The sequence below is a fragment of the Flavobacterium arabinosi genome, assembly GCF_048158725.1.
Classification (GTDB): Bacteria; Bacteroidota; Bacteroidia; order Flavobacteriales; family Flavobacteriaceae; genus Flavobacterium; species Flavobacterium arabinosi.
The window spans coordinates 19,567-34,855 of the sequence record NZ_JBLNKX010000005.1; the positions used below are offsets into that span (position 1 = coordinate 19,567).

Below are 15,289 nucleotides of genomic sequence, written 5' to 3' on the forward strand. Positions count from 1 at the left end.
ACTATATGGTTATTTTTTTTACTAAATCCTCAAATTTATTTATGGTTTCCTGCATCGATACTTCTGATTTTCCACCAGCGGCATTGCGATGTCCGCCACCGTTAAAATAATCTCTTGCAAACTGATTGACATCAAAATCGCCTTGGGAACGTAATGAAATCTTGATGATTTTCTCTTCTTTATTTTCGATGAAAATTGCCGTAAAAAGAATTCCTTTAATGCTTAATCCGTAATTTACGATGCCTTCCGTATCCCCTTTTACATAATCAAAAGAGTTTAACTCATCTTGTGTAAGTGTGGTATACGCTGTTTTATACTCCGTTAACACTTTCATGTTTTGAAGTGCTCTTCCCAATAATTGCAAACGACCAAAAGAGCTGTTGTCAAATAACAAGGTTGGAATCTCCGTGTTTTCGACACCTAAATCAATTAATTCAGCAACAATTCTATGGGTATCTCCAGTTGTTTTTGGAAAACGAAAAGAACCGGAATCCGTCAGAATTCCAGTGTAAATACATGTCCCGATAGTTTTGTTGATGTCCTCTTTTTTTCCAAGTAAACAAATGAAGTTGTATAGCATTTCGCAAGTAGACCCAAACGAAGTATCTGAATAGGTAAATGTAGCGTAATCATCCGGTTTTTGATGGTGATCAATCATTATAAATGGAGCTTTCAGCGTAGCTAAAACAGTTTCCATTTCGCCTGTGCGATGCAAAGCATTAAAATCTAATGTGAAAATTAGTTCTGCTTCTTCAAGGATTTTGGTGCAGTTGGCTTTGTCTTTTTCGTAAATTTTGACCGTTTCTGATCCGGGCATCCAAGCTAAAAAATCAGGAAATTCATTTGGAGAAACCACAACAGGATGATGGTTGTTTTTTAATAAAAAATGGTATAATCCTAATGTAGAACCCATAGCATCGCCATCAGGGCCACGGTGTGGAATAATTACAATTTTTTTTGGAGTTGATAATAACAACTGTATCGCTTGAATGTCTTGTATTTTCATAGATTGCGAAATTACATTTTTTTAATGTAATGTTGAAATCATTTGTAGAATTAACAAACTTTTACAATGTTATAAAAGCTCGATGTCTTTGCTTTTTACTTTTTGGTACAAGCGGTATTTTGCGCCTTTTACAATTTGCGCTTTGTAAATCCCAACAGAACCGGAACTAAAGTAAGCGATTGTGCAAGCAATACCAATGAAAAAGCCACTTTCCATCCCAAAAAGTTCCATTCCCATAACCGTACACGCAATAGGAGTGTGGGTTGCTCCCGAGAAAACGGCAACGAATCCCATTCCTGCCAAAAGTGCAATTGGCAAAGGAACCACTAGTGATAAAGCACTTCCTAATGTGGCGCCCATAAAAAATAACGGCGTTACTTCGCCACCTTTGAATCCTGCGCCCAGCGTAAATCCTGTGAATAGTATTTTTAGAAGAAAATCGTAGGGAGCATTTGGGATCGAAAAGGCATCAACAATCATGGGAACTCCTAAACCGATGTATTTTGTGGTTCCAATAAAGTATATCGCTAAAGCAAGAATTATTCCTCCTATAAAAGGACGAAGCGGAGGAAAGGATATTATTTTCGAAAATAAAGCGCCCCAAAAGTGTGTGCTTCGAGAGAATAACATCGCGGCAAAACCAAATAATATACTCGCAAGAATTACCCAAAACACGTTGGTTAAATTCATTTCGGGAATGATTGGAATAGTATAATGAGTATGTTTTACTTGCCAAAATTCAACCGTGAAATAAGCAATGTAAGCGGTTATAAAAGACAATGGAATGCTTTTGAAACTGATTTTGCTGAAATATAAAACTTCCAAAGCAAAAAGTGCTCCAGCTAAAGGTGTTCCAAAAACCGATGCAAAACCGGCACTGATTCCCAGAATGATTAGTGTCTTTCTCTCCGGATTATCAAGTTTGTCCCTCGACTGCGCTCGGGATGACAGTTTTGTAAATTGATCGGCAATGGCGCCTCCCATTTGTACAGCTGTACCTTCACGACCCGCAGAACCTCCAAGAAGATGTGTTATTAAGGTGCCAATAAGTACCAACGGCGCCATTTTTAAAGGGATTGTTTTTTTTGGATTTTCGTATTCTTCCAGTAATAAATTATTGCCTTTTATAATATCCTTTCCCCAATAATGGTAACCCAATCCTATGAGGCCGCCGCCTATTGGCAAGAGCCAAATAATCCAGTTGTTGTGTTCTCTATAGTGTGTAACCCATTCCAGTGCCACTAAAAAAAACGCAGATGCTGATCCAGAAAAAATGCCTGTCAAAGCACAAATGAAAATCCATTTGAGTGTGACAAGCATTATTTTTTTAGCGTTTTCTAAATTCATTATAGAACTGTCGGAGTTTTTTTGCTAAAGTATTACAATCCTTTCTGAATTTATGATTTTTCAGGAGCAATGGCTGTAAATTCGATTTCAACCAAATATTCTGGTGCAACTAATTGATTGATTCCGTAAAAGCCAGTTGTAGGTTTTATGTCTTTAAAAAATTTGGCGTGAGCCGTAGCAACTGCTTCAAATGTAGCAACGTCAGTAGTAAAAATTCGGGTGCGAATCACGTCTTTCATACCTACATTCAGGTCTTCCAACACTTTTTCCACGCGCTCTAAAATATTAAGCGTTTGTGCATGTGCATCGTCAGCTTTTACTTTTTCACCATCAATTATAGCTACTGTTCCTGATACTTCAATGATATTTCCAATACGTACTGCGCGACAATATCCCATTTTATCTTCCCATGGTGAGCCTGTCAATATGTTTTCTCTTTTCATTTTAATTGTTTTTTAACTGATTTTTAAAATATTACAACCTAATTTAATTTTTGGTATATTTTTTGCAATTTAGAAAAAAATGAGAAATAAAAAACACTAATTTTTAATTAAAAAGTTCAATTTCGGAAATCAATTTTAGAAAATCTTATGCTCTAAAATGTAATAAAATTGGAAATTGAATGTTATAAATGAAAGTTAAATTATATCGTTTTTATGATTTTACACTTTTGGTTTTTTTATTTTTAAAATTTTACAAGCACTGATCAGTTAATCTAAAAAGTTATGAAAAGAATTCTATTTTTAATTATCGTCATATGTATGTCCCTAAACGGATATGCACAGAATGAATTTGACTCTAAATTTAAAGCAATTCCACCTAAAAATATAAAACCGAAAATAAAAAAAGTAATTCCGCCAAAGGCAGATTTACCAAAAATTACTGCTCCAAAGGTTGTAAAAAAACTAGATATCCCACTTGATGTGCCAAAAATCAATTTTATAAATCCTGAAAAAGTTACTAAAAAAGCAGAAAATTTAGAGATTGTTACTTATAAGAAAAATCAAAATTTAGGAAATTTCAAAACGGGTTCTCTTACTGCTAAAGTAAGATATCGTGATGCCGCTTATGTTGATGGGGATAAAATCAGAGTATATTTAAATGATAAGGTAATAGCTTACGAGGTCGTTTTGGATGGCGATTTTAAAGGTTTCGAGATAAAATTAGAAAAAGGGATTAATAAGATTGATTTTGAGGCGTTGAACGAAGGTTTTGCACCCCCTAATACAGCAGAATTTGAAGTGTATGATGATAAAGGAAAAATTATTTCTGCCAGTCAATGGAATCTTGGAATAGATTATAAAGCAACCTTAATTTTAATGAAAGAATAGGAATGTTCTTTTTTCAATTCGATAAATAAATAAAAGTAATTTATATTATTTTTGTTGTTTATACTGTGTTTTTAGTTTTAAATTTTTAATAAATATTGATTTATCAATATTCACCTTATATGAAACAGATTCTTTTTTTTATAATTATTATTATTGGGATTTCTTCAAAAAGCTATAGCCAGATTGAATTTAGTAAAAAGTTTAAGGCAATTCCCCCTATAAATAAAAGTCCGAAGTTTAAAAAAGTAGTTCCCCCTGAAACGGATATACCACCAACGTATACTCCAAATGTTTTTAAAAGCCCTGAAATAAAAACCCCTAGTTCCGTATTAAAAATTGGAGAAACAAGCACTATTAATATGACTCCAAAAAATGATTTTGCTAATCCAGGAGATGTTTATAGGGATAAAATGGAAAAGGATTTAGGTAAAACATTGGTTAGAGAGGGTTTGAAAGAAGATACAAGACTTTTGGTTAAGATTGATGTCAATTTTGGTGAGATTAGAACAAAATCGAAATTCTTTTTAATTAAATATCGTGATTTTGGGCAGATTGATGGGGATTTAGCCAAAGCTACTATGAATGCAGATGTCGTCCAAGAACGATTATTAATGAAAGGAAATTATCAAGAATTTAAAATATTTCTAAAAGAAGGAATAAATACATTCGAGATAGAAGCTTTAAATAGAGGTACTTTAGGTGGAAATACAGCTGAATTTCAAATTTATGATGATAAAGGACAACTTGTTAAGTCTGATTATTGGGAAAATTGGGATACGGGAGTAAAAGGGAAGTTTGTAATTATTAGGGAATAAAGCATAATTGAAAACTGCTGATTGTTAAAATGGATCAGCAGTAACTTTAAATTTCATTTCAGATTTTACAGTAATATCTTTTGTTATAGATTCTTTAATGACTGCTTTAGCTCTTATTTTATAGGAGGAAGCTTTGATGTATTTATCTAATTTTTGAGCCGTACAAGTTAGATTTAAAGTGTTTGCAGTGGAATTAATATCATCTAAATACGCTAATTCTATTTCGTCATTTGCATCTGTTGAAATGTATAAATGAATTGATTTTAAAAAACTGAATGTTTTGTCAGCAGGATCAGTTATCGTCAATTTTAATTCACTCAATTTTACATCTTTTACTAAATCAGCTTTTGTATTGTTATTTTGAAATTCAGCACTTGAATTTGTAGTAACATCTGGAGTGATTATTTCAGTGGCTAGGTTGAGAGGAAATCCACTGGCTATTTTAAAAGTTGTTTGGGTAGCTACATTAAAAGTGAATAAGTTATCGACAACACTACAGGAAACGATAAAAAGAGCTAAAAAAGTAATTGCTGCGTATGTTTTAATTCTCATTGTTATTATGTTTTTAAGTATTCATTTATATTAAGGTTAACTCAAAATAGTGACATATATTTCATGTCTGCTTAAATTATTCTTCGTTTTTGTTTTAAAAACCATTCTTTTTTTCAAAAAAAGACAGTTTCTGAAGTGTAAATAAATAGGATAAATAGCCTATTGAAAAAAAAACAAATATTTTTCAAAATTCAATTTTTCAATTCAAAATATAAAAAGTATTTTTGCGCATGCAACACAACGTACTTATTTTAGATTTCGGATCGCAATATACTCAACTTATTGCGCGTAGAGTTCGCGAATTAAATATATTCTGCGAAATCTTCCCTTACAATCATTTTCCGAGTGATTTATCATCTTATAAAGCAGTAATTCTTGGAGGTAGCCCTTTTTCTGTTAGAGGAGAAGATGCGCCACATCCTGATTTATCTCAAATTAGAGGAAAACTTCCTATGCTAGCCGTTTGTTACGGAGCACAATATTTATCCCATTTTAGTGGTGGTGAAGTTGCGGCTTCTAACACTAGAGAATATGGTAGAGCTAATTTGTCTTTTATAAAAGAGAATGAAGTTTTCTTTGAAGGTGTTTCTGAAAATAGCCAGGTTTGGATGAGTCATAGCGATAGTATTAAAGCTTTGCCAACAAACGGAGTGAAATTGGCAAGTACACATGATGTCGAATTTGCGGCTTATAAAATTGAAGGCGAAACAACATACGCTATTCAATACCATCCAGAGGTTTTTCACTCTACGGATGGATCAAAAATGCTGGAAAATTTTTTAGTAAAAATAGCAGAAGTTCCTCAAAACTTTACACCAAATGCTTTTGTTAGCGAAATGGTGGCAGAATTAAAAGAGAAATTGCAAGACGATAAAGTAGTTCTTGGTCTTTCGGGTGGAGTAGATTCTACTGTAGCGGCAGTTTTATTGCATCAGGCTATTGGGAAAAATCTATACTGTATTTTTGTAAATAACGGTTTACTTCGTAAAAACGAATTCCAAAACGTATTAGATCAATACAAAGGAATGGGCTTGAACGTAAAAGGAGTGGATTCAGGAGATCGTTTCTTATCTGAATTAGCAGGTGTAAGTGACCCGGAAACTAAACGTAAAATTATTGGACGTGTATTTATCGAAGTTTTTGATGATGAATCACACCTTATAGAAGATGTAAAATGGTTGGCGCAAGGAACCATTTATCCTGATGTTATTGAATCAGTTTCAGTAAAAGGACCTTCAGCTACTATTAAATCACATCATAATGTAGGAGGTTTACCTGATTACATGAAATTAAAAATTGTAGAACCACTTCGCATGCTTTTCAAAGATGAAGTGCGTAGAGTAGGAGCTTCATTAGGAATTGATCCAGAATTATTAGGAAGGCATCCTTTCCCTGGACCTGGATTGTCAATCAGAATTTTAGGAGATATCACGCCAGAGAAAGTTAGAATTTTGCAAGAAGTAGATTTTGTTTTTATCGAAGGATTGAAATCTTGGGGATTATACGACAAAGTTTGGCAAGCCGGAGCTATTTTACTTCCTGTAAATAGTGTAGGTGTAATGGGTGATGAGCGTACGTATGAAAAAGTAATAGCACTTCGTGCTGTTGAATCTACTGATGGTATGACGGCTGACTGGGTACATTTACCGTATGAATTCCTGATGAAAATATCTAATGATATTATCAATAAAGTAAAAGGAGTGAATAGAGTGGTTTATGATATTAGTTCAAAACCGCCAGCAACTATTGAGTGGGAATAAAATTAAATTTTTGTTAATGCCTTCTCGGAATATCATTATTTTTAATGTTCTTTATATAAACGGTATCAGATTTTGCAATAAAATTTGATACCGTTCCGTTATTAATGATTTGAATAATTTTATAAATAAAATGATGAAATATTTTTTTGCGATTTGTATTACTGCTTTGTTGTTTAATTTGAATGTTTTTTCACAAGAAAAAAACATAACACATAAAGTAGAAAAAGGAGAAACGATAAGTCAAATTGCAATAAAGTATAATGTTACTCCATTTGATATATACCAATTAAACCCAGATGCACAAAACGGATTAAAGCCAAATAGTGTTTTGTTGATTCCGAAAAAAGTTAGCAAACAAAAGGTTGCGGTTCAAGCCAAAGCCATTGTGAAAACTGCCACAACCCACGAAGTAGCTCCAAAAGAAACGCTGTACGGGATTGAAAAAAAATATGGTGTTTCAGATGAAGATTTGAAGAAAGCCAATCCAAGTCTTGAAAAAGAAGGATTGAAAACGGGACAAATCCTTGTTATTCCTTCTAAAAATAGCCCGAAGAAAGCTACCGCTGCTGTAATTCAAGAAAAAGTGGTGTATCACGAGGTACTCCCAAAGGAAACTAAATATTCTATCTCCAAAAAATATGGAATTACTATTCAAGAATTAGAGAAAAAAAATCCTGAAATTGTTTCTAATTTGCCTGTTGGCTACAAATTAATCATTAAGGGGAATCCCGAAACTTCGGGACCAAAAGTAGAGAAAACAATCCCAGTTGTTGAAGCCAAAAAAGAAATTGCAAAACCGAATCCTGTAAAGGCTGTAAAAGCTGTCAGTTATTTAAATTATGAAGTGAAACCGAAAGAGACACTTTATAGTTTATCCAAAATGTTTGGGATGACTCAGGAAGAGTTAATCGCGCTTAACCCTGCTTTGTCCCAAGGTGTTGTGGAAGGAATGATTTTGAAGGTTCCCGCAACAATAACTATTCCGGTTGTTGAATCCAAAAAAGAATACGCTGTTTTGTCAAAGAAAATGGGTGGTAACGATAGAAAGAAACTAGTGTTGCTTTTACCTTTTAATATGCCAAAAATTGAAGGAGATACCGTTAATTCAACTGCAATGCGTTTGAAAAAAGACAAGTTTCTGAATATGACTTTAGATTTTTATGCTGGAGCTTTAATGGCTATAGATTCGGCAAAACAAATAGGACTTTCTTTGGATGTGAAAATTTATGATTCGCAGGAAACTAAAAACACTTCGAATGTTGCTTCTATAATTAAAGAAAATAATCTGGAAAATTCAGATGCTGTCGTTGGCCCCTTTTATCTTACTAACGTAGAGAAAACCGCTGAATTGTTGAATGTGAATCAAGTTCCTGTGATTTCTCCTTTATCTAAAGATATTGGAAATTCATTCAGCAATCTGTACCAAACAATTCCAACAGCTACCGTAGTTAAAAATGCCATGTTTGATTACATGAGAGCAAAAGGTGGAAATATGATTGCTGTAGTAGATAAGAAAAAAGAAACAATGATTCAGTTTATTAAGGAAAATCATAAAGATGTAAAATTTTCTGTTCTTACTGAAAATGGAGGTTTGTCTCCTGAAAATTTAAAAAGTTTATTTGTAAAAGATAAAATGAACTATGTGGTAATGGAAACGGGGAATACAGGGATGATAAAATCAACAATGGCAACTATGATGGGTGCTATGGCAACGTATAAAGTGCAGTTGGTTATTTTAGAACCTAACGAAACATTAGATACTGATGAAATCAATTTTGTAAATCTGACAAAATTGAAATTGATGTATCCTTCTGTTACCCGTGAAAATGAATCTCCCGAAGCCTTAATTTTCGAAAAAGAGTTTAAAAAGAAAAATAAAATTTCCCCTAGTGCCTTTGCAACCCGTGGTTTTGACATTACATTTGATACCATGATGCGATTGTCACAAGATAAAAAGTTTCAGGAAACTGCAGATGCTATGGCAACTGAGCAAGTAGATAATAAATTTGAATACTATAAAAAAGAAGAAGGCGGATATACGAATAAAGGTGTTTACATCTTATATTATGACACCGATTTAACAATAAAAGAAGCTAATTAAAAAGTAGTCAGTAATTAGTGTTCAGTGGCAGAAGAATAAAATAATAATAAAATTATGACATCAAAAGTAACTTACTTAGGCGATTTAAGAACATCGTCAATACATTTACAATCCGGAACTGAAATCGTATCGGATGCTCCGGTAGATAACAACGGAAAAGGCGAGGCTTTTTCTCCAACTGATACCGTTGCTAATGCTTTGGCAAGTTGTATGATGACGGTTATGGGGATAAAAGCCCGTGATATTGAAGTAGATTTAAAAGGATCTACCGCTGAAGTTACTAAAGTAATGAATGCTGAGCCAAGACGCATAGGAACGATAGTAATCACTTTTGATATGGTAGGAACAACGGATCAAAAGAATAAAACGATTCTTGAAAGAACCGCGATGACATGTCCTGTTTTTTTAAGTTTAAATACTGAAATTGAGAAACAAATTACTTTCAACTGGAAGTAATCTGGTAGCAGATTCAGGCAATAGTTTTTAGTTTATAGATTGAACTTTAAACATAAACTTTAAACTAGGAACTTACTTTGGAACAAAACCAAAAACAACTTGTCAAACTCGCTCATACCAAAATGCCTTTTGGCAAATATGAAGGCAGATATCTTATTGATTTACCAGAATATTATGTGGTTTGGTATAGCAATAAAGGGTTTCCAAAAGGAGAATTAGGACAACAATTGCAATTGATTTATGAATTAAAACTCAATGGATTGGAAGAGTTGATTCGGAATATTAAAAAGCGATATCCAAAACCGCTTTAATTTGTGAATTAAGAAAAAGCTGATTTGAAAATAGGAGTAGTATTGAATTGTCAAATTTTCAAATTATCTCATTTTCAAATTAGCTTTTTCTCGATTTATAATTGTATTTTTGCCACGTTTTTTACACAACTACATTACAAACAACAACAGAATGAATCAAACGAAATATATTTTTGTTACAGGCGGTGTGACTTCTTCTTTAGGAAAAGGAATTATAGCGGCATCTTTGGCAAAATTATTACAAGCAAGGGGATATAGAACTACTATCCAAAAATTCGACCCGTATATCAATGTTGATCCTGGTACTTTGAATCCATATGAACATGGGGAATGTTATGTTACCGATGATGGTGCAGAAACAGATTTGGATTTAGGTCATTACGAGCGTTTTTTGAATGTTCCTACTTCTCAGGCGAATAATGTTACTACAGGAAGAATTTATCTTTCGGTTATTGAAAAAGAAAGAAGAGGAGAATTTCTGGGTAAAACGGTTCAGGTTGTTCCTCATATAACCAATGAAATTAAGGATAGAATGCAATTGCTTGGTAAATCGGGTGATTACGATATTGTTATTACCGAAATTGGTGGTACAGTAGGAGATATCGAATCTTTACCATATATCGAATCGGTTCGTCAATTAGTATGGGAATTAGGAGAACATAATGGATTAGTGATTCATTTGACATTAGTTCCTTATTTGGCCGCTGCCGGAGAATTGAAAACAAAACCAACACAGCATTCTGTTAAAACTTTGATGGAAAGCGGTATCAAAGCAGATATTTTAGTTTGTAGAACAGAGCATGAAATTTCGGAAGAATTAAGAAATAAACTGGCTTTGTTTTGTAATGTAAAAAGAGAGGCCGTTATCCAGTCAATAGATGCTTCCACTATTTATGAAGTGCCTAATTTGATGCTTGAAGAAGGACTTGATGTTGTGGCTTTAAAGAAATTGGATTTGCCTAAAAAGGCTGCTCCGGATTTAAAAAACTGGAATACTTTTTTACGCAGATTAAAAAATCCCAAGCATACCATAAACATTGGTTTGATTGGAAAATATGTAGAAATGCAGGATTGTTACAAATCTATTTTGGAAGCTTTCATTCACGCAGGTGCTACTAATGAAACCAAAGTAAATGTTATTTCAATCCATTCAGAATATATCGATGCAGATAATGTAGACGTGAAATTAGCTGGATTAGACGGGATTCTTGTTGCGCCAGGTTTTGGTGAAAGAGGAATTGAAGGAAAAATAGAAACCGTTCGTTATGCCCGTGAAAATAAAGTTCCATTTTTCGGAATTTGTTTGGGTATGCAAATGGCTATTATTGAATATTCAAGAAACATTCTTGGACTTTCAGAAGCTAATTCTACTGAAATGAATGACAAAACGCTTCATCCGGTAGTAAATTTGATGGAAGAGCAAAAAACAATCACTGACAAAGGGGGAACTATGCGTCTTGGTGCTTGGAAATGCGATTTGAAACCAGATACATTGGCGTATAAAATATACGGTAAATCAACTATTTCTGAGCGTCATCGTCACCGTTATGAATACAATAGTGAATATGTAGACCAATTGGAAAAAGCAGGATTAGTAGCTTCGGGGATTAACCCGGATACTGGTTTAGTTGAGGTTATAGAAATAGAGGATCATCCATTTTTTATTGGCGTTCAATACCATCCTGAATATAAAAGTACGGTAGCAAACCCACATCCTATTTTTGTGAATTTTGTTGCAGCGGCTGTTCAGGCTAAGAAAAAATAGTATTTAGTTTTTAGAATTAGTGTTCAATCACTGTATTCGAAAAACGGTATACTTTAAACATTAAACTTTTTTAAATAAAATAATGGAAGAAAAAAAATTTGACCTCAATTCGATTATAGGTTTTGTATTGATTTTTGGTATTTTGATTTGGATAATGTATCAAAATCAGCCTTCTGATAAAGAACTTGCTGCTGAAAAAGCTAAGAAAGAATTGGTCATCAAAGAAGCTAAAGCTAAAGAAGCAGGTGCCAAAATGATTACAACGGCAACTGTTGGTGGTGTTGTGGCGGGAGATTCTACACAATTGGCACAATTGGAAAAAACATTAGGAAATTTTGCTTATTCTGCTACACTTCCTTCAGCAAAAGAAGGTTTTACAACAATCGAAAACGAATTTGTAAAATTGAGAGTTGCCAATAAAGGAGGGTATATTGTTGAAGCTACTTTAAAAAATTTCGAAAAATTTAAAAAAGGTTCCGGGCAATTAGTGGAATTGATTAAAGACAATAACGCTAATTTGAATTTGCAATTACTAACCAGTGATAACCGTACTTTAAATACGAAAGACTTATTTTTTGAACCAACAGTAACAAAAGTTGGAGCAGATCAAATACTGTCTATGAAATTGAAAGCTGGTGTAAATGAGTTTTTAGAATACAAGTACATATTGAAACCAAACGACTATATGGTTGGTTTTGATATTCGTTCACAAGGATTGAATAAAGTTTTGAATACTACTAAACCGTTGGATTTAGAGTGGAATTTAAAAACCTACAGAACAGAAAAAAGCATTGCTTACGAAGATCGATATACATTACTTAACTTCGAGTATGGAGATGAGAAATTCGACTATGTAGGAGACGGAAAAGACAAAGAAGAAACACCTGAAAATGTCAAATTTATTGCTTTCAAACAGCATTTTTTCAGTACTATATTATTGACTGATACTCCGTTTGCTAAATCTTCCTTGAAATCTAATAAATTAGTTGTAGATGAAAAAGTTGACACTACCTACATTAAGCAATTTAAAGCGAATGTGCCTTTAGCATTTACAAATGGTGAAGTGGATTATAAAATGAGTTGGTACTTTGGACCATCGGATTATAAGACATTAAAAGGATACGATAAAAATTTAGAAAAAATTATTCCTTTAGGTTGGGGGATTTTTGGATGGATTAACAAATTTGTTTTTATTCCATTATTCGGATTTTTAAGTTCGTATATCGCTTATGGAATTGCGATAATCATCTTTACCATTATTGTTAAAATTGCAATGTCGCCTATTACTTATAAATCATTTTTGTCACAAGCCAAAATGAAAGTGTTGCGACCTGAGATTACTGAATTGGGAGAAAAATTCAAAAAAGACCCAATGAAGAAGCAACAGGAAACGATGAAGTTGTACAATAAAGCTGGGGTGAACCCAATGGCAGGATGTATTCCGGCCTTGATTCAGCTTCCTTTTATGTATGCTTCGTTTCAGTTTTTCCCGTCGGCTTTCGAGTTAAGACAGAAAAGTTTCCTTTGGGCAGACGATTTATCTTCTTTTGACCAAGTTGCAAAATTGCCTTTTCATGTTCCTATGTATGGAGATCATATTAGTTTGTTTCCAATATTGGCGGCAATAGCGATTTTCTTCTACATGAAAATGACTTCTGGAGATCAGCAAATGGCTGCTCCACAACAAGAAGGAATGCCTGATATGGCAAAAATGATGAAGTATATGATTTATATTTCGCCAATTATGATGTTGATTTTCTTCAATAGTTATGGTGCCGGATTGAGTTTGTATAACTTTATTTCTAACTTGATTACTATAGGAATCATGTTTGTAATTAAAAATTACATTGTAGACAGTGATAAAATTCACGCTCAAATACAAGAGAACAAATTGAAAGAGCCGAAGAAACAAGGTAAATTCCAGAAAAAACTTCAAGAAGTTATGGAACAAGCCGAAGCTCAAAAGGCGAAAGACAAAAAAAAATAAAAATTTAAAAAATCTCGATATATTTCGAGATTTTTTTATTTACAGGTAATTTAAGCGATTAGAAGTCGTTACTATAGAAAGGGTATTTATTATGAAAGCAATTTATAAAAAAGGAATATTTGTTTTGTTTTTTTTGAATGTGTTTTATCTTCAAGCGCAAAATGATTTCAACAAATTAGACCAAAACGGCAAAAAGCATGGTTTATGGAGAGGGCTGTATGAGGAATCCAAACGACCTCGATACGAAGGAACTTTTGTGCATGGGAAAGAAACAGGAGTTTTTAATTTTTATGACGATACAAAAGTAAAATCAATAATAGCTACAAGAGAATTCAATCCTGCTGACAATTCCGCTTACACTATATTTTACGATCAGAATAAGAATAAAGTTAGCGAGGGTAAAGTAGTCAATAAATTATTTGAAGGGCAATGGAAATATTATCATCAAGCTTCAAAAATTGTAATGACTATTGAAAATTATATAAATGGAAAGCTGGAAGGTTTGCGAACTGTTTTTTATCCGAGTGGCAAAATCGCTGAAGAAATCAGTTATAAAAATAACCTAAAAAACGGTATTTATAAAAAATATACCGAAAAAGGAATTGTGCTTGAAGAATCCATTTTCAAGAATAACGAATACAATGGTTTGGCAATTTTCAAAGATACTGACGGGAATATAGTTTCAAAAGGAGCGTTTGTAAATGGTAAAAAAACAGGGATTTGGCAATTTTTCGAAAAAGGGAAAAAAGTAAAAGACGTGAATATGAATTATCCTGAAAAGAACATTAAATCAAAAAAATAAATCAAAAGAATAAAATAAAAGAGCTTGTTAAATCGTTATTAAGAATTAATTAGGGAGAAAAATAAATTCCTAATTTTGCAAAATGAAAAACATCACTTATGGGAAAAATCTACCCTTTTTTGGTAGTTTTATGAAACTGTGTTGTGTTATAAATTGTTTCGCAACACTCTTAAAGAATAAAAATAAAACCAATAGCTAAGAACAATAAAAATGAGAAGAGGAATTTTCGTTTTAACATTGATTGGAATATTATTTTTTAGTGTCAAAATTTCACCAAAAAATACTAAAAAGAACCTTTCCATAATTGCTGTATCAGGAGATTCAACAGAAGAAAAACTCTTGAGTCGAGCTGCTATCATTAAGAAATTCATTGCTAATAATCCGAACTTTAATAAAGAAATAGTTTTTCTGATTGATATGAAAATCGGGTCTGGAAAAAACAGATTCTTTGTTTATGATTTAAAAAATGATACCATAATTGATCAAGGGTTGGTTGCTCACGGAATTGGTTCCGAAACACAAACGGAAGGGCAACTATTGTTTAGTAATGAACCGAATTCCCTTTGTACCTCATTGGGTAAATATTATATTGGGTCCAGTTATAATGGGAAATTTGGCAAATCCTACAAATTATACGGATTAGACCAAACTAATAATAACGCTCTTTCTAGAAATATTGTTATTCATAAATATTTTAAAGTTCCTTGTGAAGAACAGGATAAACCAATATGTAAAAGTTTTGGCTGTCCAATGGTAAGTGAGGAATTTTATGCAAGAATTGAAAAACTAATTGATGATTCAAGAAGTAAAATCCTTTTAGAAATTTACTATTAAAGTTATTGCAAGCATCAATTATCATTATATATCTTCTTTCAAAATCCAGATTTTTTTTGGATTAACTTTTCTGAATTGTAATTGCTCTCTTCTTTCTGTCGATTTTGTTTTTTAATTAATTCTTATTATTTATCTGTTATACGTATCTTTATTTTGTAATTATTATAGTTTGGTTAATTTTTAGTACTTAAACACATTATTCTATTCCTTTTCCTATTGTAA

The 15,289-nt window shown here is 32.7% G+C and carries 14 protein-coding genes; 10 read left to right on the top strand and 4 right to left on the bottom strand.

Annotated features, from left to right (window positions below):
• Position 1: 1 nt before the first annotated feature.
• The 3 genes from ACM55K_RS11200 to ACM55K_RS11210 form a co-directional block, all read right to left on the bottom strand.
• Positions 2–1,006: a DHH family phosphoesterase gene (locus tag ACM55K_RS11200; RefSeq protein ID WP_416850305.1), complete on the bottom strand. Its 1,005-nt coding sequence runs from the start codon at positions 1,004–1,006 to the stop codon at positions 2–4.
• Positions 1,007–1,075: 69 nt separating this feature from the next.
• Positions 1,076–2,353: a voltage-gated chloride channel family protein gene (locus ACM55K_RS11205; RefSeq protein ID WP_416850306.1), complete on the bottom strand. Its 1,278-nt coding sequence runs from the start codon at positions 2,351–2,353 to the stop codon at positions 1,076–1,078.
• A gap of 50 nt (positions 2,354–2,403) precedes the next feature.
• Positions 2,404–2,796, bottom strand: a complete 393-nt coding sequence (locus tag ACM55K_RS11210; protein WP_416850307.1) for a RidA family protein — start codon at positions 2,794–2,796, stop codon at positions 2,404–2,406.
• Positions 2,797–3,078: 282 nt separating this feature from the next.
• Here ACM55K_RS11210 and ACM55K_RS11215 point away from each other — a divergent pair, with 282 nt between their 5' ends.
• Complete coding sequence (locus tag ACM55K_RS11215) at positions 3,079–3,684, top strand: hypothetical protein (RefSeq protein WP_416850308.1); 606 nt, start codon at positions 3,079–3,081, stop codon at positions 3,682–3,684.
• A 119-nt stretch (positions 3,685–3,803) separates the two neighbouring features.
• Positions 3,804–4,499 carry a hypothetical protein gene (locus ACM55K_RS11220; RefSeq protein ID WP_416850309.1) on the top strand — a complete coding sequence of 232 codons (696 nt, stop codon included), beginning with the start codon at positions 3,804–3,806 and terminating at the stop codon, positions 4,497–4,499.
• A 24-nt stretch (positions 4,500–4,523) separates the two neighbouring features.
• On the opposite strand, the gene ACM55K_RS11225 is transcribed toward ACM55K_RS11220, so the two are convergent.
• On the bottom strand, positions 4,524–5,051 hold the full coding sequence (locus ACM55K_RS11225; protein ID WP_416850310.1) for a hypothetical protein: 528 nt from the start codon (positions 5,049–5,051) through the stop codon (positions 4,524–4,526).
• 230 nt (positions 5,052–5,281) lie between these two features.
• Between ACM55K_RS11225 and guaA the strand changes: the two genes are divergently transcribed.
• From guaA to ACM55K_RS11265, 8 genes are all read left to right on the top strand, one after another.
• Positions 5,282–6,811: a glutamine-hydrolyzing GMP synthase gene (gene guaA, locus ACM55K_RS11230; protein ID WP_416850311.1), complete on the top strand. Its 1,530-nt coding sequence runs from the start codon at positions 5,282–5,284 to the stop codon at positions 6,809–6,811.
• Positions 6,812–6,941: 130 nt separating this feature from the next.
• A complete protein-coding gene (locus tag ACM55K_RS11235; protein ID WP_416850312.1) occupies positions 6,942–8,912 on the top strand; it encodes a LysM peptidoglycan-binding domain-containing protein in 1,971 nt (656 codons plus the stop codon).
• Between the two features lie 54 nt (positions 8,913–8,966).
• Positions 8,967–9,368: an OsmC family protein gene (locus ACM55K_RS11240; RefSeq protein WP_416850313.1), complete on the top strand. Its 402-nt coding sequence runs from the start codon at positions 8,967–8,969 to the stop codon at positions 9,366–9,368.
• 77 nt (positions 9,369–9,445) lie between these two features.
• Positions 9,446–9,679 carry a DUF3820 family protein gene (locus ACM55K_RS11245; protein ID WP_416850314.1) on the top strand — a complete coding sequence of 78 codons (234 nt, stop codon included), beginning with the start codon at positions 9,446–9,448 and terminating at the stop codon, positions 9,677–9,679.
• A 151-nt stretch (positions 9,680–9,830) separates the two neighbouring features.
• A complete protein-coding gene (locus ACM55K_RS11250; protein WP_416850315.1) occupies positions 9,831–11,444 on the top strand; it encodes a CTP synthase in 1,614 nt (537 codons plus the stop codon).
• 82 nt (positions 11,445–11,526) lie between these two features.
• On the top strand, positions 11,527–13,431 hold the full coding sequence (gene yidC / locus ACM55K_RS11255; RefSeq protein ID WP_416850316.1) for a membrane protein insertase YidC: 1,905 nt from the start codon (positions 11,527–11,529) through the stop codon (positions 13,429–13,431).
• A 91-nt stretch (positions 13,432–13,522) separates the two neighbouring features.
• Positions 13,523–14,233 (top strand): toxin-antitoxin system YwqK family antitoxin, encoded by a 711-nt coding sequence (locus ACM55K_RS11260; RefSeq protein ID WP_416850318.1) that lies wholly within the window; start codon positions 13,523–13,525, stop codon positions 14,231–14,233.
• A 210-nt stretch (positions 14,234–14,443) separates the two neighbouring features.
• Positions 14,444–15,067: a murein L,D-transpeptidase catalytic domain-containing protein gene (locus ACM55K_RS11265; protein WP_416850320.1), complete on the top strand. Its 624-nt coding sequence runs from the start codon at positions 14,444–14,446 to the stop codon at positions 15,065–15,067.
• The last annotated feature ends 222 nt before the right edge of the window (positions 15,068–15,289 follow it).

Bases quoted from the DNA above. Each gene is read 5' to 3' on its own strand.
- ACM55K_RS11200 (WP_416850305.1), bottom strand. From the start codon at position 1,006: ATGAAAATACAAGACATTCAAGCGATACAGTTGTTATTATCAACTCCA.
- ACM55K_RS11205 (WP_416850306.1), bottom strand. From the start codon at position 2,353: ATGAATTTAGAAAACGCTAAAAAAATAATGCTTGTCACACTCAAATGG.
- ACM55K_RS11210 (WP_416850307.1), bottom strand. From the start codon at position 2,796: ATGAAAAGAGAAAACATATTGACAGGCTCACCATGGGAAGATAAAATG.
- ACM55K_RS11215 (WP_416850308.1), top strand. From the start codon at position 3,079: ATGAAAAGAATTCTATTTTTAATTATCGTCATATGTATGTCCCTAAAC.
- ACM55K_RS11220 (WP_416850309.1), top strand. From the start codon at position 3,804: ATGAAACAGATTCTTTTTTTTATAATTATTATTATTGGGATTTCTTCA.
- ACM55K_RS11225 (WP_416850310.1), bottom strand. From the start codon at position 5,051: ATGAGAATTAAAACATACGCAGCAATTACTTTTTTAGCTCTTTTTATC.
- guaA (WP_416850311.1), top strand. From the start codon at position 5,282: ATGCAACACAACGTACTTATTTTAGATTTCGGATCGCAATATACTCAA.
- ACM55K_RS11235 (WP_416850312.1), top strand. From the start codon at position 6,942: ATGATGAAATATTTTTTTGCGATTTGTATTACTGCTTTGTTGTTTAAT.
- ACM55K_RS11240 (WP_416850313.1), top strand. From the start codon at position 8,967: ATGACATCAAAAGTAACTTACTTAGGCGATTTAAGAACATCGTCAATA.
- ACM55K_RS11250 (WP_416850315.1), top strand. From the start codon at position 9,831: ATGAATCAAACGAAATATATTTTTGTTACAGGCGGTGTGACTTCTTCT.
- yidC (WP_416850316.1), top strand. From the start codon at position 11,527: ATGGAAGAAAAAAAATTTGACCTCAATTCGATTATAGGTTTTGTATTG.
- ACM55K_RS11260 (WP_416850318.1), top strand. From the start codon at position 13,523: ATGAAAGCAATTTATAAAAAAGGAATATTTGTTTTGTTTTTTTTGAAT.
- ACM55K_RS11265 (WP_416850320.1), top strand. From the start codon at position 14,444: ATGAGAAGAGGAATTTTCGTTTTAACATTGATTGGAATATTATTTTTT.